The sequence below is a fragment of the Ramlibacter rhizophilus genome, assembly GCF_004681965.1.
Lineage (GTDB): Bacteria > Pseudomonadota > Gammaproteobacteria > Burkholderiales > Burkholderiaceae_C > Ramlibacter > Ramlibacter rhizophilus.
Genome location: NZ_SMLL01000001.1, coordinates 73,962 through 95,059, shown reverse-complemented (window position 1 = coordinate 95,059; position 21,098 = coordinate 73,962). Strand labels below are relative to the sequence as shown.

Genomic DNA, 21,098 nt, shown 5'->3' with positions numbered 1-21,098 from the left:
CCCCAGAGGTTCTTGCCACGCGGCTTGCGGCGGCCTCGGGCCTGCCCGGGGCGACTCAGCCCTGCGATGCGAAGCCAGCCCACACCTCGTCGTAGCCGGGCTGCAGATTGGGGGCCGCAAGCGCCGACGGCGTCGGGCGGAACACGTGGCGGCTCTCGAACATGAAGGCCAGCGTGTCGCCCAGCTTGTGCGGCGCAAGCGGCGCGGCGCTGGCCTTCTCGAAGGTGGCGGCGTCGGGCCCGTGGGCCAGCATGGAGTTGTGCAGGCTCACGCCGCCGGGCACGAAGCCTTCGGCCTTGGCGTCGTACACGCCGTGCACCAGGCCCATGAACTCACTCATGATGTTGCGGTGGAACCAGGGCGGCCGGAAGGTGTCTTCGGCCACCAGCCAGCGCGGCGGGAAGATGACGAAGTCGCAGTTGGCCACGCCCGGCGTGTCGGTGCCGGACGTCAGCACGGTGTTGATGGACGGGTCCGGGTGGTCGAAGGAGATGCTGCCGATGGCCATGAAACGGGCCAGGTCGTACTTGTAGGGAACGAGGTTGCCGTGCCAGGCGACCACGTCCAGGGGCGTGCCGGCCTGCTCGCCGACCCAGAAGTTGCCCAGGAACTTGTTCACCAGCTGCACCGGGCCCTCGCGGGTTTCGTAGGCGGCCACCGGTGCCTGGAAATCGCGGGCATTGGCCAGGCCGTTGGAGCCGATCGGGCCGAGCTCGGGCAGCGTGAAGGGCGCGCCATAGTTCTCGCACAGGTAGCCGCGCGCGCTGCCCTCGGGCAGGTCGATGCGAAGGCGCATGCCGCGCGGGACCACCGCGATCTCGCCCGGGCGCACGTGCAGGCGGCCCAGCTCGGTGTGCACGAGCAGCGCACCGGCCTGCGGCACCAGCAGCATCTCGCCATCGGAGTTCACGAAGTAGCGCCCGGTCATGGAGCGGTTGGCGCAGTACACATGGGCCGCCACGCCGGCCTGGGCATGCGCGTCGCCATTGCCCGCCACGGAGATCACGCCGTCGATGAAGTCGGTCGGCGCATCGGGCATGGGCCAGGGATCCCAGCGCAGGCGGTTGGCCGGGGTGGGCGCCTGGTCGAAGGGCCCGGTGAGCCAGCCGCGCTGGCCGCCCAGCGGCGCGAAGCGGCCATGGGCCGCGGACGGGCGCATGCGGTACATCCAGGTGCGCAGGTTGCGGTGGCGTGGGGCGGTGAAGGCCGCGCCGGAGAGCAGCTCGGCGTACAGGCCGTGCGGCGCGCGCTGGGGCGAATTGCGGCCCACGGGCAGCGCGCCCTCGCGGGCTTCGCTCGCGAACTGGTTGCCGAAGCCGCTCTGGTAGGCGAGGTCTTCGCCGGAAGAGGTCGGGTGGGTCATGGCAGGTAGGGGCTGGAGGCTGGACGAACGGTCCATTCTGGCACCTGGCCGGCATCGAAGCCCGGACGCTGGCGCCCCTTCGACACACGCGCCCGACCCTGCCCGCTTGCCTGCGACTCCTCCCGCCTTACACTGCCCCCCGATGCGCAGCCCGATCAAACATTGCCGCAACTGCGGCACCGTGGTGGCCTACCGGCTGCCGGACGATGGCGACACGCGCGAACGCGCCGTGTGTCCCTCCTGCGCCACCATCCATTACGAGAACCCGCTGAACGTGGTGGGCACGGTGCCCTATTGGGGCGAGCGCGTGCTGCTGTGCAAGCGCAACATCGAGCCACGCTGGGGCAAGTGGACCCTGCCGGCCGGTTTCATGGAGCTGGGCGAGACCGCCGCCCAGGGCGCGGCGCGGGAGACGGTCGAGGAAGCCGGCGCGCGCTTCGAGCTGGAGGGCCTGCACTCCGTGCTGAGCGTGCCGCGCGTGGGGCAGGTGCACCTGTTCTACCTGGCCCGGCTGACCAGCGACCGCTTCGAGCCCGGCATCGAGACGCTGGAGGCGCGGCTGTTCGCCGAGTCCGAGATCCCCTGGGAAGAGATCGCCTTCCGCACGGTGCGCGAGACGCTGCTGCGCTTCTTCGAGGACCGGCGCCAGGGGCGCCTGTCGGTGCACACCATCGACATCGACTAGCCCCGCGCAGTCCGCGTCCTACAGGCGATTCAGCCAGGGGCGACGCCAGCCGACCGCACGCTGGCTCAACATCAGGTGCCGCCCCTCGCGCGACGTCCCGCCACCCGCGGGAACGCACGGCCCCCTGGAGTCCCCCTTGCCCTGGCTCAAGCTGCTGCACATCTCGGCCGTGATCGTCTGGAGCGGCTGCCTGCTGTACATGGCGGCGGCCATCGCCAGCGCGGCGAGCGCCCGGCCGGCCACGCCGGTCGATCCCTCGCGCCAGCGGCTGCTGCGTCCCATGTTCACGCTGATGGCCACGCCCGCCGCCCTGGTGGCCATCGCCTCGGGCACGGCCATCTTCCTGCTGCAGGGGCCGGTGGCCGTGTGGCTGCTGGCCAAGCTCGGCGTGGTCTCGCTGCTGGTGCTCGGCCACGGCGTATGCGGCATGCTGATCCTGCGCACCGAGCGCCAGCACGAGAACACCTCGCCGGTCCGCACGCGCGTGGTGAGCGCGCTGGTCGGTGCCAGTTCGGCCCTGTGGCTGGGCACCATCGCCTGGCTGGTGCTGGGCAAGCCCGTCTTCTGAAGCCGACCCGTGCTGTTAACCTCTCCTGCTTCAGTCGCCGGTGTCCACGCCCACCGCGTGTTCGTAGACCAGGCGTCCGCCCAGGTAGGCCGCCAGGGCGATGAAACCCGCCGTGAGCAGCGACAGGCCCGCGCCCCAGGGGTTGACCAGCGCACCCGGCTCGTCGGACGTCAGGCGCAGCAGCCAGTTCATGCTGGCGAGCGAGAGCATCATCACCGCCATCAGGGCATGCCCCCAGGCCGTGACGAGGCGGCGCACGCGCCCGACCGTGAGCAGGTCCACCAGGCCGGCGACGCTCGCGAGCCAGCCGCCCAGCGCGCCGACGCCGGCCAGCCACAGCCCGGCGCGCGCCCAGAAGGGATCGCCGCCGGCGATCCAGGCCGCGTCCACCGCCACCAGCCCGATGAGCGATGCGACGGGGAAGTGGATCATCATCGGATGCACCGGATGGCCCTTGATGGCCGCGTGGCTGAGGATGGGTTCGGGCGTGCGCGGGGTGTCCATCGGGCCATTATGGGAGCCGGCCCGGCACTCATGGGGCTGGCGGGCTGCGCCGGTCCCTTGTCCGCGCTGGCGCCGGCCGGGCCCTCGGCCGAGGCGATCGCCCAGGTGTGGTGGTGGATGCTGGGGGTGTCCACGCTGGTGCTCCTGGGCGTGCTGCTGCTCTGGCTGTGGGCCATGCGCTCGCGGCGCAACCACGCGCAGGACGACGCCCAGCGCAGCGGGCAGCGCTGGATCATCGGCGGCGGCGTGGCGCTTCCCGGCGTGGCCATCCTGGCGCTGCTGGTCTTCGGCACGCCCGCGGGCCGGCACCAGATCGCCTGGCCGCGCGGCGCGGGTGAGCCCGCGCCGCTGGAGATCCACGTGAGCGCCAGCCGCTGGGAGTGGCACCTGGTCTACCCGGAGGCCGGCGTTCGGATCCGCAACGAGCTGCGCCTGCCGGTGGGCCGCGACGTGGACCTGCACGTGAGCAGCCGCGACGTCATCCACTCGTTCTGGATACCGCGCCTGGGCGGCAAGCTCGACGCGCTCCCCGGCCGCGTGCAGGTGCTGCGCCTGCGCGCCGACGAGGCCGGAACCTTCCTGGGCCAGTGCGCGGAGTTCTGCGGCCTGGGGCACGCGCACATGAAGTTCGCGGTGCATGCGATGGAGCCGGCCCGCTTCGAGGCCTGGCTGGTCGAGGCGCGCGGCACCCAGGAGGCGGCGCGATGAGCGAACCCGTGCTGGAAGCGCCCCCGCGCGACGCGGACCGGCTGCACGAGGAATTCGAGGCCGTGTGGGGCAACCCGCGCGGCTGGCGCGCGCTCGCGGTGGTCAACCACACCATCGTCATGCGGCGCTTCATGGTCACCGGCGGCGTGTTCTTCGTGATCGCGGGGCTGCTGGCCATGCTGATGCGGGCCCAGATCGCGCGGCCCGAGCAGGCCTTCATGACGCCCGAGGCCTACAACCAGGCCTTCACCATGCACGGCACCATGATGATGTTCCTGTTCGCGGTGCCGGTGCTGCAGGGGCTGTCCGGCTACCTGCTGCCCAAGATGCTGGGCGCGCGCGACCTGGTGTTCCCGCGCCTGTCCGCCTTCGGCTTCTGGTGCTATCTCTTCGGCGGCACGCTGCTCACCTTCAGCCTGGTGCTGGGCCTGGCGCCGGACGCCGGCTGGTTCATGTACACGCCCCTGGCCAGCCGCCCGTTCTCGCCCGGCGTGCAGTCGGACTTCTGGCTGATCGGCGTCACCTTCGTGGAGATCGCGAGCGTCTCGGCGGCGGTGGACCTGATCGTGTCCATCCTGCGCACGCGAGCGCGTGGCATGGACCTGCAGCACCTGCCCATCTTCGCCTGGGCGGTGCTGGTGAGCTCCTTCATGGTGGTGCTGGGATTCCCGCCGCTGATCCTCGGCTCCATCCTGCTGGAGCTGGAGCGCGCGGCGGGTTGGGCCTTCTACGACCCCACGCGCGGCGGCGACCCGCTGCTGTGGCAGCACCTGTTCTGGCTCTTCGGCCACCCGGAGGTGTACATCATCTTCCTGCCGGCCGCGGGCATCGTGTCCACGCTGGTGCCGGTGTTCGCGCGCCGGCCGCTGGTGGGCTACACCTGGGTGGTGGTGTCGCTCATCGCGACCGGTTTCCTCAGCTTCGGCCTGTGGGTGCACCACATGTTCGCGGTGGGCATCCCGGCGCTGGCGCAGGCCTTCTTCGCGGCCGCCAGCATGCTGGTGGCGATTCCCTCGGGCATCCAGGTGTTCGCCTGGATCGCGACGCTCTGGAGCGGACGCCCCGTCTGGTCGCTGCCCATGCTGTGGATCGCCGGCTTCGTGGCCATCTTCGTGCTGGGCGGACTAACCGGCGTGATGGTGGCCTTCGTGCCCTTCGACTGGCAGGTGCACGACACGCATTTCGTGGTGGCGCACCTGCACTACGTGCTGATCGGCGGCATGCTGTTCCCGCTGGTCGCGGGCCTGTACTACTGGATGCCCCTCTTCAGCGGTCGCATGCCCTCGCCCGCCTTGGGGCAGGTGGGTTTCTGGCTCACCTTCATCGGCTTCAACGGCACCTTCCTCGTGATGCACTGGACAGGGCTGCTGGGCATGCCGCGGCGCGTGTACACCTACCCCGGCGGGCTGGGCTGGGACCTGCCCAACCTCGTGTCCTCGGTCTTCGGCTTCGTGATGGCCTTCGGCCTGGCGGCGGTGCTGCTGGACTGGCTGCTGCATTGGCGGCACGGCCGGCGCGCACCGGTCAATCCCTGGAATGCCCCCACGCTGGAATGGGCCGCCGGCATGCCGCCGCGCAGCTACAACTTCGCCAGCCTGCCCACCATCCCCACCCGGCATCCGCTCTGGGAGAGTCCCGAGCTGCCGCGCAGCATCGCCGAAGGACGGCATGGGCTGCCGCAAGCCGGGCATGGCCGGCGCGAGACCCTGGGCTGCAACCCGGTGACGGGCGAGCCGCGCGAGGTCATGGTCCTGCCCGGCAACTCCTGGTGGCCGCTGCTGGCCGCGCTGCTGCTCACGGCCTTGTGCATCGGCCTGCTGACGAAGGTCTATGGCTTCGCGCTGGTGATGCTGGCGGCCGTGGTGCTCGTGCTGCTGCGCTGGTCCTGGGAGAACGGCACCCACGTCGCCGGCGCGGCGGAGCACGCGAAGGACCTGCCCGAAGGCCTGCGGCTGCACACGCACACCTTCGATGGCCCAGGCCTCTGGGGCACGGGCACGGCGCTGCTGGCCAACGCGGCCCTCTACGCCTCGCTGCTGTTCGCCTGGTTCTACCTGTGGACGGCGGCGCCGAACTGGCGGCCGCCGGCGAGCTCGCCCATCGGCGTGTGGCCGCTCGGGCTGGCGTCCGCCGGTTTGCTGGCCGGCTGGGTGGCCGTGCGCAGCGTGGTGGTGCGCCTGCGCGCGCGGCAGGCCGGGGGCCTGCGCACGCGCCTGCTCGTGGCGGCGGCCGCCGGTGCGGCAGGCTGCGCGGCGCTCGCCCTGCTGCTGGTCGCGGCGCCGCTGCAGCCGGCGGTGACGGCGCACGACGCCATGATCGCCTTCACCCTGTGGTACCTGCTGGTCCATGGCGCCCTGTGCAGCGTGGCCGCGGCCCTGCAGGCCTGGCGCATCCATGCGCAGCACGTGGGCATCGACGCGCCCTACGAACCCCAGGTCGTCCTGATGCTGTGGCAGTTCACCGGCGTCGCCGCCGTGCTGGGGTGGGCCGCCTTGTCGCTGCTGCCGCTGCTGCTGCGCTGAGGCCCCGATGCGCCTGCCCGCCCCCACGCATCCCCTGCACCTGGTCGCCGGCCAGGCGGCCTGGCTGGCCTGGTTCGGGCTGGTGTACGCGGGCCAGGCCGTGGGCTGCGCCGCCTGGCCGCCCGCACCCGGCCAGGGGCCGTTCACGGCCATCAATGCGGTGCTGCTGCTGGTCACGCTGGGCACGGCGGCGGCGCTGGCCTGGGCGGCCTGGGCGAGCTGGCGTTCGGCGAACGATCCGCTTGCGGGCGGACAAAGCGCGCAGGACGCCCGCTTCATCGGCCGCGCATCGGCCTGGCTGTACGCGGTGTCGAGCGCGGGCACGCTCTTCGTCGGCACGCCGCTCGTCATGCTGCCGCCCTGCCTCTGAGTTGCAACAGCGGCCTGGGCCGACAGCCGCTTCGCCGGGCATCCTACCGGGCCGCTTTCGCGAATGCCTGAGCCTTCGCGGCATGCAGCCGAACACCGCCGTTGACGGGCGGGCCCATCCGCGCGCCGATGCCTGGGCCCACTACCGCAGCGACATCGACGGCCTGCGCGCACTGGCCGTGGTGGCCGTGGTGCTCCACCACCTGATGCCCTCGGCCGTGACCGGCGGCTTCGTGGGCGTGGACGTCTTCTTCGTCATCTCGGGTTACCTGATCACGACCATCATCCACCGCGAGATGGCGCAGGGCCGCTTCAACTTCGGCCGCTTCTACGAGCGGCGGGCGCGCCGGCTCTTTCCTGCCCTGTTCGCCATGCTGGCGGCCACCGCCGTGGCCGGCTGGCTGCTGCTGCTGCCGAGCGACCTCACGGCCACCCTACTGGCCTTGCTGGGGACGCTGAGCTTCAGCGCCAACTTCGTCTTCTACCTGGGCGGCTCAGACTACTTCGACGCGACCGACCTGGCGCTCAACCCCCTGCTGCACACCTGGTCGCTCGCGGTGGAGGAGCAGTTCTACCTGCTGTTCCCCATCGTGCTCCTGATGCTGCGCCGCCGTGCCGCCCGCACGACGCGCGCGCTGCTGCTGGCGGGCGCCGTCGGCTCGCTGGCGATCGCGGCCGCCTATCTGGAGACCAACCGGGCCGCCGTCTTCTACCTCGCCCCCTTCCGCGCCTGGGAGCTGCTGGTCGGCTGCCTGCTGGCGCTGGGCAGCGTCGCCCCGGTGCGCTCGCGCGCGGTGCGCGAGCTGCTGGCGGCCGGGGGCCTGGGCGCGATTGTGGCGAGCTGCGTGCTGCTCGAGCCGGCAACGCTGTTCCCGGGACTGGCGGCGCTCGCGCCGGTGCTGGGCGCGGCCGCCGTGATCCATGCCGGCAGCCACGGCGAGCGGCCGGCGGTCACGCGCTGGCTGCTGCAGGCACGCCCCGTGGTCTACGTGGGCCTGATCTCGTATTCGCTCTACCTCTGGCACTGGCCGGTGCTGGTGTTCGCGCGCTATGCCAGTGCCTTCGAGCAGCCCACCTGGGCCACGCCCCTGCTCCTGGCCGGATCGCTGGCGCTGGCCAGCCTGTCCTATCACTTCGTCGAGCAGCCCTGGCGCCGGCCCACCCCGGCCCGGCCCCGGCGCGGGCGGCCGCTCATCGTGGCAAGCGCGAGCGCCCTCGCACTGGGCGCCTTCGCCGCCTGGGGGCTGCTGGTGGACCGCGGCTTCGCCGACCGCTACGACGCCCTGGTGCTGCAGCACGACCGCACCCGCAGCGAGCGCGTGGCGTGGCGGCCCTGCGCCACCCGGCCGCTGGAATCGGCCTGTGTGCTCGGTGCGCCAGAGCGTTCGCCCGACGTGCTGCTCTGGGGCGACAGCCACCTGCTGGCCTGGGCGCCGGCGATGGACAAGGTGCTGGCGGCACAGGGCCGCAGCGGCGTGCTGGCGGCGCGCACGGCCTGCCCGCCGATGTTCGAGGCGCGAAGCCGCAGCCGCACCGGATGCCGCCGCTATGCCGAGACGCTGCGCGCCTACCTGCAGGCACACCCGCAGATCCGCACCGTGGTGCTGGCGGGGTTCTGGGGCACCTACTTCCGCGACGACGGTCCGCTCACGCGCGTGGGGCCCTCGCACAGCGCGTCCGGCCTGATCGCGGCCGAGGAGTCGCTCGGCGCCACCCTGGGATGGCTGGAGTCGCAGGGCGTGCGCGTGAAAGTCATCGGGCCCGTTCCCTTCTACGACAAGAACGTGCCCGCCACCTTGGCGCTGGGCGCGGCGCACGGAAAGACCCGCCTGGACCGCTCGGCACAGGCGCAGCGCGAACGGCACGAAGCCTTCCTCAACGCGCTGGGCCCGTGGAGTGAACGCCCATCCATCGACCACCTGGATCCGATGGACTGGCTGTGCAACGGGACATGCCGGGTGCAGGACGGTGGCCGCGCGATGTACCGCGACCACCATCACCTGAGCGAGGCCGGCGCCCTCGCGCTGCGTGAGCCGCTGGCCCGCGCCCTCGCCCCCCGGCAGGAGGGCGAGGCGCGCTGAGGATCAGCCGCCGCTCTTGGCCGGAGCGGCCGGCTGCTTCGCGGCGTCGCCGGCAGGCCGGGCCGGCTGCTTGGCCGGGCCGGCGCCCATGCGCGAGCCGTCTTCCTTGACGGACTTCTCCAGGTTCTGCGCCGAGGCCAGGTGCTGCTGCAGCGCCGGCAGGGTCTTGTCCACCCAGGCCTTGAGCTCGGGGTCCTTCACGTCCTTGGCGGCCTTCTGGAACTTCTTGACATCGTCCTCATGGGCCTCGACGCCCACTTCCTTGACGAACTCGCGGTCGAACTCGGCGCCGGTCTTCTTCTGCAGGTCCTGCAGCTTGTTGCGCTGCGAGCGCGGCAGCTCCTTGGGCATGTCGACCTGGTGCTTGCTCGCGATCTGCTGCAGGCCCTGGTTGGCCTGGGTGTGGTCCTTGACGAGCTGCTCGGCGAAGGACTTGACCTGGGCGTCGCTCGCCTTGGTCGCCGCCAGCTGCGCCGCCTGCACCTCGAACATGCCGTGGGCAGCGGCATCCTCGATGAACTTGCGGTCGCCGCGGGCGAGCTTGTCGTCCTTCGCGGGCTTAGACTCGCGGCTGGCCGTGGTGGCCGGGGCCTTGGGGGCCATGGCGCCGCCGGTCGCGCCGCTGCCCGATGCCGGGGCGGTGGTGCTCTGGGCCGAGGCCATGCCTGCGCACAGCAGGGCAGCCAGGGCGGTGGGTGCAATCAGGTACTTCGATTTCATGGGTCATCTCCTTTGTTGGCGATCGGGAACCTGGAGAACGAACGGTCGGTCTCTCCCTCCACGTCCCGGGTTCGTCCGCAGCGCATGCCGCTGCCGGACAGCCATGCTTATGACGCTGCGGCCCGTGCCGTTTTGTCGGAACTTTCCACCCGGGCGCAAGCCGCGGCAGCCAAGCCGCGGTAGGACGGCGGCCTCAACCACGCCCTGCGGATGAACCACGCCTTCGCGCAGATCGCGGCCCTGCTGCTGGTCAGCGCCTGCACCGCCGCCCTGCTCACGCGGCTGCGACAGCCGGTCCTGATCGCCTACATCCTGGTGGGCATCGCCGTCGGGCCCGCGGGTCTGGACCTCGTCACGGCCCACGAGGAGGTGGAGCTGCTGGCGCAGGTGGGGGTGGCGGTGCTGCTCTTCGCCGTCGGCCTCAAGCTCGACCTGGAGCATGTCCGCCACATCGGCCCCGTGGCCCTGGCGACGGGCCTGGGCCAGCTGGCCTTCACGATCGCGGTGGGCTTCGGCCTGGTGCTGGCCCTGGGCCAGGGGCCGATAGATGCGCTCTACATCGCGGTGGCGCTCACGTTTTCCAGCACCATCATCATCGTCAAGCTGCTCTCGGACAAACACGAGCTGGACAGCCTGCACGGACGCATCGCGGTGGGCTTCCTCATCGTGCAGGACCTGGCCGTGGTGATCGCGATGATGGCCATGAGCACGATGCGCGGACCGGCCGAGGATGCAGTGGGCCTGGGCGCGGTGCTGTTCTCGCTCAGCTGGCGGCTGGTGCTCGCGGCCGTGCTGCTGTTCGTGGCGATGAAGTGGCTGCTGCCGCGGTTGGTGGCGGTGATGGCGAAGTCACCCGAGCTGCTGCTGCTCTTTGCCATTGCCTGGGGCGTGGGCCTGGCCGCGCTGGGTGAATGGGCCGGCTTCAGCCGCGAGGCCGGCGCCTTCCTGGCGGGCTTCTCACTCGCCTCCACGCCCTACCGCGAGGCCATGGCGGCGCGCCTGAGCGGCATCCGCGACTTCCTGCTGCTGTTCTTCTTCCTGGACCTGGGCGCGAGGCTGGACCTGTCGCTGCTGGGGGCGCAGCTGCTGCCCTCGCTGGTGCTCTCGGCCTTCGTCCTGATCGGCAACCCGCTGATCGTGATGGCGATCATGGGCTTCATGGGCTACCGGCGGCGCACCGGCTTCCTCGCCGGCCTGACCGTGGCGCAGATCAGCGAGTTCTCCATCGTCTTCGTGGCCATGGGCATCTCGCTGGGCCACATCGGCGACGCGGCCCTGGGGATCACCACGCTGGTGGGCCTGGTGACCATCACGGTCTCGACCTACATGATCCTGTACTCGCAGCCGCTCTATGCGCGCCTTGCGCCCTGGCTGGGCGTGTTCGAGCGCAGGCACCCTTACCGAGAGCAGGACGGCGAGCGGGGACCGTCGGAGTCGCTGCTCGCGCCGCAAGTCCTGGTGTTCGGCCAGGGGCGCTACGGCAGCCGCCTGCTGCGCCAGATGCAGGGCGCCGGCGTTCGGGTGCTGGGCGTGGACTTCGACCCGGACGTGGTGCGCGGCCTGCAGGCGCAGCAGCTTCCCGTGCGCTACGGCGACGCCGAGGACATGGAGTTCGTGCAGACCCTGCCGCTCGCCCAGGCCCAATGGGTGGCCATCGCGCTGCCGGACTGGCCCTCCACCCACATCCTGCTCAAGGCGCTGGAGGCCGCCGGCTACAGCGGACGCCTGGCCGCGGCCGCCCGCGATGCGCAGCACCACGAGCACCTCGCGCGCACGCGCATCGACCGCATCCTCAACCCCTTCGACGACGCGGCGGACCATGCGGCGCAGTACCTGCGGGAGCAGCTGGGCGCGGGAAGGTAAGGCGCCACCGGGGCGCCCTCGCTGCCGCGAGGTGGGTCGCGAAAAAGAAAAGGGCCAGCGCTCGGTGAGCGCTGGCCCTTCGAAGAAATGGTCGGCGTGGCGGGATTCGAACTCGCGACCCCTTGCACCCCATGCAAGTGCGCTACCAGGCTGCGCTACACGCCGACAAGCCCGCGATTATAGCCGGCCTTTTGGGCCAATCCGGGAAGGTGGAAAGCTTTTAGCCCGGCGACAGAAGCTCGCGGATTTCGAACAGCTCCTGGCGCAGCTGCGTGAGCTGCAGCGCCAGGGCGTCGGCGTCCTCGGGCGGCAGGGAATCCTCGAAGTCGGCGCCGAAGCCAGAGTCCATCGGCTCGGCGATTCCCGCATCGGCTCGCGGCTCGGGGGGCATGTCGATGCCGGCGTCCGTCCCCGGACGGCGGCCGCGCTCGCCTTGCGCGATCTCCTGCAGCCGGTTGCGGGCGCCGCTGATGGTGAAGCCCTGGTCGTACAGCAGGTCGCGGATGCGGCGGATCATGAGCACCTCGTGGTGCTGGTAGTAGCGCCGGTTGCCGCGCCGCTTCATGGGGCGCAGCTGCGTGAATTCCTGTTCCCAGTACCGCAGCACGTGCGGCTTCACGCCACACAGCTCGCTGACTTCGCCGATGGTGAAGTAGCGCTTGGCGGGAATCTGCGAAAGGAGTTTCTCCATGGAGAACAGCCAGATAGGAGACGAACCTGCGAGGTTACTCCAGCCAGGCTGCCGCAGCCAAGCGATGGGTGCGGCGCGTGCGCCTTGCCGTTCGCGGACCGGGCGGGCCGTGCGATTTGCGCGACTACTCCAGGCTGTCCGGCTCGCGCTGGAGCATTTCCTTGAGCTTGTGGCTCGCGTGGAAGGTGACCACGCGGCGGGCTTCGATCGGGATCTCCTCGCCCGTGCGCGGGTTTCGGCCGGGCCGGGGTGCCTTGGTGCGGATCTGGAAGTTGCCAAAGCCGCTGATCTTCACGTCCCGACCCTCGACCAGGCTGGCCGCGATGAGGTCGAAGAAGGCGTCGATCATGTCCTTGGATTCGCGCTTGTTCAGGCCGATCTGCTCGAACAGCAGTTCGGCCAGCTGGGCCTTCGTGAGCGCAGGCGTCTCCAGGCCATCGACGGTGAACTCCATGGGCTCGTGCACCGGCTCGTCGTTCGCGTTCATGCTGTGGGCCATCGGTCAGGCGCGAAGCCGCCCCTGCAGTTGACGGCCGATGGCCTCCACGACGGCGCGTACCGCGGCCTCGATCTGTTCGTCGGTGAGCGTGGCCTGCGCGTCGCCGAGCGTGAGGCGGATGGCCAGGCTCTTTTCTCCCGCGGCGAGGCCGCCGGTGGGCTGCTGCGGCTTGTACACGTCGAAGAGTTGCGCGCCCTGCAGCAGCCCGCCCGTGTCGGCGGCGCGCACCACGCGCAGGAGCTCGTCATGCGAGACGGTGTCGGCCACGATGACGGCCAGGTCCCGCTCGGCCGGCTGCACGCGCGGCACGGGAACGAAGCTCGCGAGCCGGCGTGCCAGCACCGCGTCCAGGTCCAGCTCGAACAGCACCGGCGCGGCCGGCAGCTCCCAGGACTGGCGCCAGCGCGGGTGCAGCTCGCCCACGAAGCCGATCGGCGTTCCGTCCAGCAGCACGCGCGCGCAGCGGCCCGGGTGCAGGGCCGGATGGGTGGCGGCTTCGAAGCGCGCCTCGCGCGGCGACAGCAGGGACTCGAGGTCGCCCTTCACGTCGAAGAAATCGACGGCGCCCTGGCCGCGCCGGCCCCACTGCAGGCCATCCGGCGTGCCGCAGGCCAGGCCGGCGACGCGCATGGGCTGGTGCACGCCGCGCACGCTGGTGTCGCTGGTGGTGATGCTGTCGTCGCGCAGGAACACGCGCCCGATCTCGAACACCCGCACGCGCTCGGCCTTGCGGTCGAGGTTGTGGCGCAGCACCTGCAGCAGTGACCCGAGCAGGGTCGAGCGCATCACGCCCATGGGGCTGGCGATGGGATTGAGCAAGCGGATCGGCGAGGGATTGCCGGCGAGCTCGTGCTCCCAGCGTTCCTCGACGAAGCTGAAGTTGATCGTCTCCTGCCAGCCCAGGGCCGCGAGCAGCCGGCGCAGGGCGAAGCGGCTGCGACGGGACTCGGAGGCGGGCCGCGCGATGACCGGCGCGAGCGGCGGCGTGGTGGGCAGCTGCTCGTAGCCGACGATGCGCACCACCTCCTCGATCAGGTCTTCCTCGATGGCGAGGTCGAAGCGGTGCGGCGGCGGCACGACGGTGATCACGTCGCCTTCGAGCTGCGGCTGCAGGCCCAGGCGCGCCAGCGCGTCGCTGCACTGCGCGGGCGTGAGCGGCATGCCGATCACGCGCGCCGCGCGCGAGGCGCGCAGGCGCACGGGCTGGCGCTCGGGCACCGCCACGACATGGTCGTCGATGGGCCCGGGCTCGCCGCCGCAGATCTCGACGATCAGGCGCGTGATGTGCTCGATGTGCGCCACCGTCTGGCTGGGATCGACGCCGCGCTCGAAGCGGTGGCCGGCGTCGGTGGCGAAGTTGTAGCGGCGCGAGCGCCCCTGGATGGCCTGCGGGTGCCAGAAAGCGGCCTCCACGTAGACGTTACGGGTGTCGTCGGAGACCGCGGTCGCGTCGCCGCCCATGATGCCGGCCAGCGACTCCACCTGCACCTCGTCGGCGATGACTCCGACGGTCTCGTCCACCTCCACGGTGCTGCCGTTCAGGAGCTTGAGCTGCTCGCCCTTGCGGCCCCAGCGCACCTCCATGCGGCCATGGAGCTTGTCCAGGTCGAAGATATGGGAGGGGCGGCCGAACTCGAACATCACGTAGTTGGAGATGTCCACCAGGGCCGAGACGCTGCGCTGGCCGCAGCGCGCCAGCCGGTCTACCATCCATTGCGGCGTGCGGGCACGGGTGTCGATGCTGCGCACGATGCGTCCGCTGAAGCGGCCGCACAGGTCGGGCGCGCTCACCGTGACGGGCAGCTTCGCGTCGTGCGCCGGCGCCATCGGGTGGAACTCGGGCGTGCGCAGCGGCGCGCCGGTGAGGGCCGCGAGCTCGCGGGCCACGCCATGCACGCTCAGGGCATGCGCGAGGTTGGGCGTGAGCTTGAGGGTGAAGAGCGTGTCATCGAGGCGCAGTACGTCGCGGACGTCGGCGCCGACGGCCGTGTCCTCCGGCAGCTCCAAGAGTCCGCCGTGGTCCTCGCTCAGCTGGAGCTCGCGCGCCGAGCAGAGCATGCCCTGGCTCTCCACCCCCCGCAGCTTGCCCAGCTTGATCTGGAAGGGCTTGCCGTCCTCGCCGGGCGGCAGCGCGGCACCGACCAGCGCACAGGGAACGCGGATGCCGGGGCGCGCGTTCGGCGCACCGCAGACGATGCTCAGCGCCTCGCCCTGCCCCACGTCCACCCGGCACACGCGCAGGCGGTCGGCATTGGGGTGCTGCACCGCCTCCAGGATGTGGCCGACCACCACCTTCGAGAACGGCGGCGCCACCGGGCGCAGCTCCTCGACTTCGAGGCCGCCCATGGTGAGCGTGTCGGCGATCTGCTGGGTCGTCAGCGGCGGGTTGCAGAACTCGCGCAACCAGGACTCGGGGAATTGCATCTCGGGGATCTTGTTCTGTGGGACTCGGCGGGTGCTCGGGCTGTCAGCGGAACTGGCGCAGGAAGCGGATGTCGCCTTCGAAGAAAAGGCGCAGGTCGTTCACGCCATAGCGCAGCATGGTCAGGCGGTCCGGTCCCATGCCGAAGGCAAAGCCGATGGTGCGTTCGGGATCCAGGCCCATGTTGCGCACCACGGCCGGATGCACCTGGCCGGAGCCGGCGACTTCGAGCCAGCGGCCGGCGAGCGGGCCGCTCTGGAACTGGATGTCGATTTCCGCGCTCGGCTCGGTGAAGGGGAAGAAGCTCGGGCGGAAGCGCAGCGCCAGGTCGTCCGTCTCGAAGAAGGTGCGGCAGAAGTCGGTGAAGACGACCTTGAGGTCCTTGAAGCTCACGTTCTCGCCGAGCCAGAGCCCCTCGCACTGGTGGAACATGGGCGAGTGGGTGGCGTCGCTGTCCACGCGGTAGGTGCGGCCGGGGGCGATGACACGGATTTCGGGCAGCTCGGCGCGGCCGGCGTGCTTCTTGACGTGGGCCTGGGCGTAGCGCACCTGCATGGGACTGGTGTGCGGACGCAGGTTGTAGGGGATGCCGTCCTCGCCGTCGATGTCCACATAGAACGTGTCCTGCATGGACCGCGCCGGGTGGTTGGGCGGGTTGTTCAGCGAGGTGAAGCTGTGCCAGTCGGTCTCGATCTCCGGGCCGTCGGCCACGTCGAAACCCATGCTGGCGAAGATCTGCTCGATCCGCTCCAGGGTGAGGCTTACCGGATGCAGCCCGCCGGGCTCACGGCGCCGACCGGGCAGCGTGACGTCCAGCGCCTCGGCGCGCAGCTGGGCTTCCAGCTCGGCGTCGGCCAGGGCCTTGCGGCGGGCATTGAGCGCCTCCTCGATGGCCTGCTTGGCCTGGTTGATGGCGGCGCCCCGCAGCTTCTTGTCCTCGGGTGCGAGCGCGCCCAGGCCTTTCATCAGTTCGGTGATGCGGCCGGCCTTGCCGATGAAGCGCGCCTTGGCGTCTTCCAGCTGCGCAGGCGTGGCGGCCGCGGCGAAGGCTTCGCGCGCGCTGCCGACGAGGGTGTCGAGTTCGCTGTTCATAGAAAAAAACAGGGCTAGCGCCGTCAAGCCCTAGCCCTGCTCCAGTTGGTTGCACCGGCGCCGCAGCACGAGCCGCGGCGCGACGTGAACTCAAGCCGCCAGCTTGGCCTTGACTTGCTCCACGATGCCGGCGAAAGCCGCCTTGTCGTGCACGGCGATATCGGCCAGGACCTTGCGGTCGATCTCGATGCCGGCCTTGCGGATGCCGTTGGCGAACTGGCTGTAGGTCAGGCCCAGTTCACGCGCGGCGGCGTTGATACGCGCAATCCACAACTGGCGGAACACGCGCTTCTTGGTGCGGCGGTCGCGGTAGGCATATTGCCCCGCCTTCATCACCGCTTCTTTGGCGATGCGGAAGACGTTGCCGCGGCGGCCGCGGAAGCCCTTGGCAAGGGCGAGGACTTTCTTGTGACGAGCGCGGGCGGTGACGCCACGTTTGACGCGAGGCATGTGTGACTCCTTGTGTGTCTTTAAAGAATCAGAGGCCCGCGAACGGGAGCATCTGCGCCATGTGACCCATGTTGGTCTCGTGCACGGCGACGGCACCACGCAGGTGGCGCTTGTTCTTGGTGGTCTTCTTGGTCAGGATGTGGCGCTTGAACGCCTGACCCCGCTTGACGGTACCACCGGGACGCACGCGGAAACGCTTCTTCGCGCCGCTCTTGGTCTTCATTTTGGGCATGTGAATGCTCCTTCTTAGTTTGTGCTCGTGAGGCGCCGCGAACCTTCCGCGGACTTGCTGGCCCCGAGCCACTTTTAATGGGCCGCACGAGGCGGCCCCTTCATCGGGCCACCGAAGTGGCCCTTTCAGGTCTCCGGCGGGTGACCGACCCGCCGGTGACTGAACTGTGTCCGACGCGCGGTGCGCGTCAGGCCGAGGCGTTCTGGGTCTCGGCAGCCGGCTTGGCCGCCGGCTGAGGCTTCTTGCGGCTCGGCGCGATCATCATGATCATCTGCCGGCCCTCGAGCTTGGGAAACTGCTCGACAAGGATGGTGTCGCCCAGTTCGTCGCGAATGCGGTTCAGGAGCGCGATACCGATTTCCTGGTGCGTGATCTCGCGGCCACGGAAGCGCAGCGTGATCTTGCACTTGTCGCCTTCGGCCAGGAAGCGCCGGATGTTGCGCATCTTGATGTTGTAGTCGCCATCATCGGTGCCGGGGCGGAACTTGACTTCCTTGATCTCGATGACCGTCTGCTTGGCCTTCGCCTCAGCCGCCTTCTTCTGCTCCTGGTACTTGAACTTGCCGTAGTCCATGAGCCGGCACACGGGCGGATTGGCCGTGGCGGCGATCTCGACCAGATCGACGTCCAGCTCACCGGCCATGCGCAGGGCTTCCTGCAGGCTCACGATGCCAAGGGGTTCGTTCTCGGGACCGGAGAGTCGGACCTCCGGGGCCATGATCTCTCGGTTCAGGCGGTGCTTGCGTTCCTCGCGGTGGCGACGGTCGCGGAAATCAGTAGCGATGGTGGCTTCCTTTGAAAATCAAATCTTGCTGGCAATGTCCTGGGAGATGCGCTGCACGAAGGCTTCGACGGGCATCACACCAAGGTCCTGGTTGCCCCGGGCGCGTACGGATGCAGAGCCAGAGGCCTTTTCCTTGTCGCCCACGACGAGGATGTAGGGCAGCTTCTGCAGCGAATGCTCCCGTATTTTATACGTGATCTTCTCGTTGCGAAGATCAAGCTCGACCCTAAGCCCTTGATTTTGCAGTGTTTCGGCAACTTGCCGGGCATAGTCGGCCTGGGAATCCGTGATGTTGAGCACGGCCACCTGCACCGGCGCCAGCCAGGCCGGAAGCGCCCCGGCATGCTGCTCGATCAGGATGCCGATGAATCGTTCCATGCTGCCCACGATCGCCCGGTGCAGCATGACCGGCCGGTGGCGGGCGCCGTCCTCGCCGACGTACTCGGCGTCCAGCCGCTCGGGCATGGAGAAGTCCACCTGCACCGTGCCGCACTGCCACTGCCGGCCGATGGCGTCCTTGAGCGTGTACTCGACCTTGGGGCCATAGAAGGCGCCGTCGCCGGGCGCTATCTCGAACGCGCAGTCCGAGGCGCGCAGGCTTTCCATCAGCGCCTCTTCGGCGCGGTCCCAGCTCTCGTCCGAGCCGATCCGCGCCGCCGGGCGCGTGGCGACCTTGTAGATGATCTCGGTGAAGCCGAAGTCCTTGTAGACCTTCTGCAGCAGACTGGTGAAGGCCTTGCACTCGGCCAGGATCTGGTCCTCGGTGCAGAAGATGTGGCCGTCGTCCTGCGTGAAGCCGCGCACCCGCATGATGCCGTGCAGGCCGCCCGTGGGCTCGTTGCGGTGGCACTGGCCGAATTCGCCATAGCGCAGCGGCAGGTCGCGGTAGCTCTTGACGCCCTGCTTGTAGATCAGGATGTGCCCGGGGCAGTTCATCGGCTTGAGCGCGTAGTCGCGCTTTTCCGACTCCGTGACGAACATGTTCTCGCGGTACTTGTCCCAGTGGCCGGTCTTCTCCCAGAGCGTCTTGTCCAGCAGCTGCGGACCCTTCACCTCCAGGTAGCCGTTGTCCCGGTACACGCGGCGCATGTACTGCTCCACCTCCTGCCAGATGCGCCAGCCCTTGGGGTGCCAGAACACCACGCCCGGCGCGTGGTCGTCGATGTGGAACAGGTCCAGCTCACGGCCCAGGCGCCGGTGGTCGCGCTTCTCGGCTTCCTCCAGCATGCGCAGGTAGCCCTGCAGGTCCTCCTTGCTGGCCCAGGCCGTGCCATACACCCGCTGCAGCATCTCGTTGCGGTGGTCGCCGCGCCAGTAGGCGCCGGCCACCTTCATGAGCTTGAAGTGCCTGAGCTTGCCCGTACTGGGCACGTGGGGGCCGCGGCACAGGTCCTCGAAGCCGCCCTCGCGGTACAGCGAGACGTCCTCGCCCGCGGGGATGCTGCCGATGATCTCGGCCTTGTAGGCCTCGCCCATGGCCTTGAAATGCTCGACTGCCTCGTCGCGCGGCAGCACCCGGCGCGTGACCGGCTCGTCCTTGGCGGCAAGCTCGGCCATCCGCTTCTCGATCGCGGCCAGGTCCTCGGGCGTGAAGGGACGCTTGTAGGCGAAGTCGTAATAGAAGCCGTTCTCGATGACCGGGCCGATGGTGACCTGCGCCTCGGGGAAGAGCTCCTTGACCGCATAGGCCAGCAGGTGCGCCGTGGAATGGCGGATCACCTCCAGGCCTTCGGGGTCCTTGGCCGTGACGATGGCAAGGCTCGCGTCATGGTCGATGCGGTGGGCCGTGTCGACCACCTTGCCGTCGAGCTTGCCGGCCAGGGCAGCCTTGGCCAGGCCCGAGCCGATGGACGCGGCCACCTCGGCGACCGTCACCGGGCCGGGAAACTCTCTTTCTGAACCGTCGGGAAGCGTGATGTGGATCATGGGTGGGATCGGTGAGCGAGGGACAAGAAAAAAGCGCGGTCCGGTGGCCGCGCTTTCCGATGCGCCCTGGCGGGGCGAGGATGACTGGACGCGACGACCCGACCGTCAGGCGACGGTGCTCTCCTGCGGGGTAGTTCGCGGTGTCATAACCAGGGTGCCTTTCTCGCTCTTGCTGCGTGCGCCGAAGCGGCGCGGAAGGCCGGATTCTACCGGCCTGCCGCGCCGCGCCGCTCTGCGGGCTAGGCGGCCTTGCGCTGCTCGAAGAACTGCTCGTCCTCGGTGGAGCCCTTGAGGGCTGCCGTGGACGCCTGCGCCTCGATGGTCGTGGTCACCGCGTCGAAGTAGCCGGTGCCCACCTCGCGCTGGTGCTTGACCGCCGTGAAGCCCTTGTCAGCGGCGGCGAACTCGGCCTGCTGCAGCTCGACGAAGGCACTCATGTTCTGGCGCGCATAGCCATAGGCCAGGTTGAACATGGAGTAGTTCAGGCTGTGGAAGCCCGCCAGCGTGATGAACTGGAAGCGGTAGCCCATGGCGCCCAGCTCCTTCTGGAAGCGCGCGATGGTCGCGTCGTCCAGGTTCTTCTTCCAGTTGAAGGACGGCGAGCAGTTGTAGGCCAGCAGCTTGCCCGGGAACTTGGCATGGATGGCATCGGCGAAGGCCTTGGCGAAAGCCAGGTCGGGCGTGCCGGTCTCGCACCAGATCAGGTCGGCGTACTCGGCGTAGGCCAGGCCCCGGCTGATGGCCTGCTCCAGGCCGTTGGTGCTGCGGTAGAAGCCCTCGACGGTGCGCTCGCCGGTGAGGAAGGGCCGGTCGTGCTCGTCCACGTCCGTGGTGACCAGGTTGGCGGCCTCGGCGTCGGTGCGCGCGAGCAGCACCGTGGGCGTGCCCATCACGTCGGCGGCGAGGCGCGCGGCCACCAGCTTGGACACCGCTTCGCGCGTGGGCACCAGCACCTTGCCACCCATGTGGCCGCACTTCTTGGCCGCGGCGAGCTGGTCCTCGAAGTGCACGCCGGCAGCGCCGGCGTCGATCATCGCCTTCATCAGCTCGAAGGCGTTGAGCACGCCGCCGAAGCCGGCTTCCGCGTCGGCGACGATGGGCGCGAAGTAGTCCACGAAGCCTTCGTCGCCCGGGCCCTTGCCTTCGCTCCACTGGATCTGGTCGGCACGGGTGAAGGTGGCGTTGATCTTGCGCACCACGTTGGGCACCGAATCCACCGAGTAGAGCGACTGGTCGGGGTACATCTCGCCATTGCTGTTGGCGTCGGCCGCGACCTGCCAGCCCGACAGGTAGATGGCCTTGAGGCCGGCCTTGACCTGCTGCATGGCCTGGTTGCCGCTGAGCGCGCCGAGCGAATTGATGAAGGGTTCGGTCTGCAGCAGGTTCCAGAGCTTGTCCGCACCGCGACGGGCCAGGGTGTGCTCCACCTGCAGCGAGCCGCGCAGGCGCACCACCTCGGCGGCGGTGTAGCCACGCTTGATGCCCTTCCAGCGAGGGTTCTCGGCCCAGTCCTTCTCGAGTTGGTCGATCTGCTGCTGTCGGGAGAGGCGGGTCCAGTCGGTCATGTGAAGCTCCTTGGTTGCGAAGTCGAATGAGGAACGAGGTGTTTTCCTGGGAGC

19 protein-coding genes and 1 tRNA gene are annotated in these 21,098 nt (G+C 69.7%); 7 read left to right on the top strand and 13 right to left on the bottom strand.

The window, feature by feature from the left end; translation table 11 throughout:
• Window positions 1-55: 55 nt before the first annotated feature.
• Entirely contained in the window at window positions 56-1,363 is a 1,308-nt protein-coding gene (hmgA, locus tag EZ242_RS00420; RefSeq protein WP_135283141.1) for a homogentisate 1,2-dioxygenase, read from the bottom strand.
• Between the two features lie 142 nt (window positions 1,364-1,505).
• Here hmgA and EZ242_RS00415 point away from each other — a divergent pair, with 142 nt between their 5' ends.
• The gene (locus tag EZ242_RS00415; protein WP_135283140.1) at window positions 1,506-2,048 is read left to right on the top strand and encodes an NUDIX hydrolase; all 543 of its coding nucleotides are present in this window, start codon (window positions 1,506-1,508) and stop codon (window positions 2,046-2,048) included.
• Between the two features lie 136 nt (window positions 2,049-2,184).
• Window positions 2,185-2,616, top strand: a complete 432-nt coding sequence (locus EZ242_RS00410; protein WP_167784587.1) for a CopD family protein — start codon at window positions 2,185-2,187, stop codon at window positions 2,614-2,616.
• Between the two features lie 30 nt (window positions 2,617-2,646).
• Here EZ242_RS00410 and EZ242_RS00405 read toward each other — a convergent pair whose 3' ends face one another.
• Window positions 2,647-3,120, bottom strand: coding sequence for a DUF2231 domain-containing protein (locus EZ242_RS00405; RefSeq protein WP_135283138.1), 474 nt, complete (start codon window positions 3,118-3,120; stop codon window positions 2,647-2,649).
• A gap of 9 nt (window positions 3,121-3,129) precedes the next feature.
• On the opposite strand from EZ242_RS00405, the gene coxB reads away from it, so the two are divergent.
• The 4 genes from coxB to EZ242_RS00390 all read left to right on the top strand — a co-directional run bounded on the left by coxB (window position 3,130) and on the right by EZ242_RS00390 (window position 8,800).
• The gene (gene coxB, locus EZ242_RS00400) at window positions 3,130-3,828 is read left to right on the top strand and encodes a cytochrome c oxidase subunit II (protein WP_135283137.1); all 699 of its coding nucleotides are present in this window, start codon (window positions 3,130-3,132) and stop codon (window positions 3,826-3,828) included.
• Window positions 3,825-6,350, top strand: coding sequence for a cytochrome c oxidase subunit I (gene ctaD, locus EZ242_RS00395; protein ID WP_135283136.1), 2,526 nt, complete (start codon window positions 3,825-3,827; stop codon window positions 6,348-6,350). Before coxB ends, ctaD begins: the two co-directional genes overlap by 4 nt.
• 7 nt (window positions 6,351-6,357) lie before the next feature.
• The gene (locus EZ242_RS21860; protein WP_167784586.1) at window positions 6,358-6,720 is read left to right on the top strand and encodes a hypothetical protein; all 363 of its coding nucleotides are present in this window, start codon (window positions 6,358-6,360) and stop codon (window positions 6,718-6,720) included.
• 82 nt (window positions 6,721-6,802) lie between these two features.
• Window positions 6,803-8,800 (top strand): acyltransferase family protein, encoded by a 1,998-nt coding sequence (locus EZ242_RS00390; protein ID WP_167784585.1) that lies wholly within the window; start codon window positions 6,803-6,805, stop codon window positions 8,798-8,800.
• 3 nt (window positions 8,801-8,803) lie between these two features.
• Here the strand turns inward: EZ242_RS00390 and EZ242_RS00385 are convergent, their stop codons facing one another.
• On the bottom strand, window positions 8,804-9,520 hold the full coding sequence (locus tag EZ242_RS00385; protein WP_135283134.1) for a DUF4142 domain-containing protein: 717 nt from the start codon (window positions 9,518-9,520) through the stop codon (window positions 8,804-8,806).
• A gap of 210 nt (window positions 9,521-9,730) precedes the next feature.
• On the opposite strand from EZ242_RS00385, the gene EZ242_RS00380 reads away from it, so the two are divergent.
• On the top strand, window positions 9,731-11,383 hold the full coding sequence (locus tag EZ242_RS00380) for a cation:proton antiporter (protein WP_135283133.1): 1,653 nt from the start codon (window positions 9,731-9,733) through the stop codon (window positions 11,381-11,383).
• A gap of 88 nt (window positions 11,384-11,471) precedes the next feature.
• Here EZ242_RS00380 and EZ242_RS00375 read toward each other — a convergent pair.
• The 10 genes from EZ242_RS00375 to aceA all read right to left on the bottom strand — a co-directional run bounded on the left by EZ242_RS00375 (window position 11,472) and on the right by aceA (window position 21,044).
• Window positions 11,472-11,548, bottom strand: a tRNA-Pro gene (locus EZ242_RS00375).
• 55 nt (window positions 11,549-11,603) lie between these two features.
• A complete protein-coding gene (locus EZ242_RS00370) occupies window positions 11,604-12,074 on the bottom strand; it encodes a MerR family transcriptional regulator (protein WP_135283132.1) in 471 nt (156 codons plus the stop codon).
• A 124-nt stretch (window positions 12,075-12,198) separates the two neighbouring features.
• Window positions 12,199-12,528, bottom strand: coding sequence for an integration host factor subunit alpha (locus tag EZ242_RS00365; RefSeq protein ID WP_135283938.1), 330 nt, complete (start codon window positions 12,526-12,528; stop codon window positions 12,199-12,201).
• 48 nt (window positions 12,529-12,576) lie between these two features.
• Window positions 12,577-14,997 carry a phenylalanine--tRNA ligase subunit beta gene (gene pheT / locus EZ242_RS00360; protein ID WP_135283131.1) on the bottom strand — a complete coding sequence of 807 codons (2,421 nt, stop codon included), beginning with the start codon at window positions 14,995-14,997 and terminating at the stop codon, window positions 12,577-12,579.
• 43 nt (window positions 14,998-15,040) lie between these two features.
• Window positions 15,041-16,087 carry a phenylalanine--tRNA ligase subunit alpha gene (gene pheS / locus EZ242_RS00355; protein WP_135283130.1) on the bottom strand — a complete coding sequence of 349 codons (1,047 nt, stop codon included), beginning with the start codon at window positions 16,085-16,087 and terminating at the stop codon, window positions 15,041-15,043.
• Window positions 16,088-16,177: 90 nt separating this feature from the next.
• Entirely contained in the window at window positions 16,178-16,537 is a 360-nt protein-coding gene (gene rplT, locus EZ242_RS00350) for a 50S ribosomal protein L20 (protein WP_135283129.1), read from the bottom strand.
• Window positions 16,538-16,565: 28 nt separating this feature from the next.
• Complete coding sequence (gene rpmI, locus EZ242_RS00345; RefSeq protein ID WP_013901101.1) at window positions 16,566-16,769, bottom strand: 50S ribosomal protein L35; 204 nt, start codon at window positions 16,767-16,769, stop codon at window positions 16,566-16,568.
• 187 nt (window positions 16,770-16,956) lie between these two features.
• The gene (gene infC / locus EZ242_RS00340; RefSeq protein ID WP_135283128.1) at window positions 16,957-17,553 is read right to left on the bottom strand and encodes a translation initiation factor IF-3; all 597 of its coding nucleotides are present in this window, start codon (window positions 17,551-17,553) and stop codon (window positions 16,957-16,959) included.
• Between the two features lie 18 nt (window positions 17,554-17,571).
• Window positions 17,572-19,479 (bottom strand): threonine--tRNA ligase, encoded by a 1,908-nt coding sequence (thrS, locus tag EZ242_RS00335; RefSeq protein WP_135283127.1) that lies wholly within the window; start codon window positions 19,477-19,479, stop codon window positions 17,572-17,574.
• Window positions 19,480-19,718: 239 nt separating this feature from the next.
• Window positions 19,719-21,044, bottom strand: coding sequence for an isocitrate lyase (aceA, locus tag EZ242_RS00330; protein ID WP_135283126.1), 1,326 nt, complete (start codon window positions 21,042-21,044; stop codon window positions 19,719-19,721).
• Window positions 21,045-21,098 lie beyond the last annotated feature (54 nt).

Excerpts from the sequence above, each read along its gene's own strand:
- EZ242_RS00385 (WP_135283134.1), bottom strand. The coding sequence starts at position 9,520 with ATGAAATCGAAGTACCTGATTGCACCCACCGCCCTGGCTGCCCTGCTG.
- pheS (WP_135283130.1), bottom strand. The coding sequence starts at position 16,087 with ATGAACAGCGAACTCGACACCCTCGTCGGCAGCGCGCGCGAAGCCTTC.
- aceA (WP_135283126.1), bottom strand. The coding sequence starts at position 21,044 with ATGACCGACTGGACCCGCCTCTCCCGACAGCAGCAGATCGACCAACTC.
- thrS (WP_135283127.1), bottom strand. The coding sequence starts at position 19,479 with ATGATCCACATCACGCTTCCCGACGGTTCAGAAAGAGAGTTTCCCGGC.
- hmgA (WP_135283141.1), bottom strand. The coding sequence starts at position 1,363 with ATGACCCACCCGACCTCTTCCGGCGAAGACCTCGCCTACCAGAGCGGC.
- EZ242_RS00365 (WP_135283938.1), bottom strand. The coding sequence starts at position 12,528 with ATGGAGTTCACCGTCGATGGCCTGGAGACGCCTGCGCTCACGAAGGCC.
- rpmI (WP_013901101.1), bottom strand. The coding sequence starts at position 16,769 with ATGCCCAAAATGAAGACCAAGAGCGGCGCGAAGAAGCGTTTCCGCGTG.
- EZ242_RS00370 (WP_135283132.1), bottom strand. The coding sequence starts at position 12,074 with ATGGAGAAACTCCTTTCGCAGATTCCCGCCAAGCGCTACTTCACCATC.
- EZ242_RS00380 (WP_135283133.1), top strand. The coding sequence starts at position 9,731 with ATGAACCACGCCTTCGCGCAGATCGCGGCCCTGCTGCTGGTCAGCGCC.
- rplT (WP_135283129.1), bottom strand. The coding sequence starts at position 16,537 with ATGCCTCGCGTCAAACGTGGCGTCACCGCCCGCGCTCGTCACAAGAAA.
- ctaD (WP_135283136.1), top strand. The coding sequence starts at position 3,825 with ATGAGCGAACCCGTGCTGGAAGCGCCCCCGCGCGACGCGGACCGGCTG.
- EZ242_RS00405 (WP_135283138.1), bottom strand. The coding sequence starts at position 3,120 with ATGGACACCCCGCGCACGCCCGAACCCATCCTCAGCCACGCGGCCATC.
- pheT (WP_135283131.1), bottom strand. The coding sequence starts at position 14,997 with ATGCAATTCCCCGAGTCCTGGTTGCGCGAGTTCTGCAACCCGCCGCTG.
- coxB (WP_135283137.1), top strand. The coding sequence starts at position 3,130 with ATGGGAGCCGGCCCGGCACTCATGGGGCTGGCGGGCTGCGCCGGTCCC.
- EZ242_RS21860 (WP_167784586.1), top strand. The coding sequence starts at position 6,358 with ATGCGCCTGCCCGCCCCCACGCATCCCCTGCACCTGGTCGCCGGCCAG.
- EZ242_RS00415 (WP_135283140.1), top strand. The coding sequence starts at position 1,506 with ATGCGCAGCCCGATCAAACATTGCCGCAACTGCGGCACCGTGGTGGCC.
- EZ242_RS00390 (WP_167784585.1), top strand. The coding sequence starts at position 6,803 with ATGCAGCCGAACACCGCCGTTGACGGGCGGGCCCATCCGCGCGCCGAT.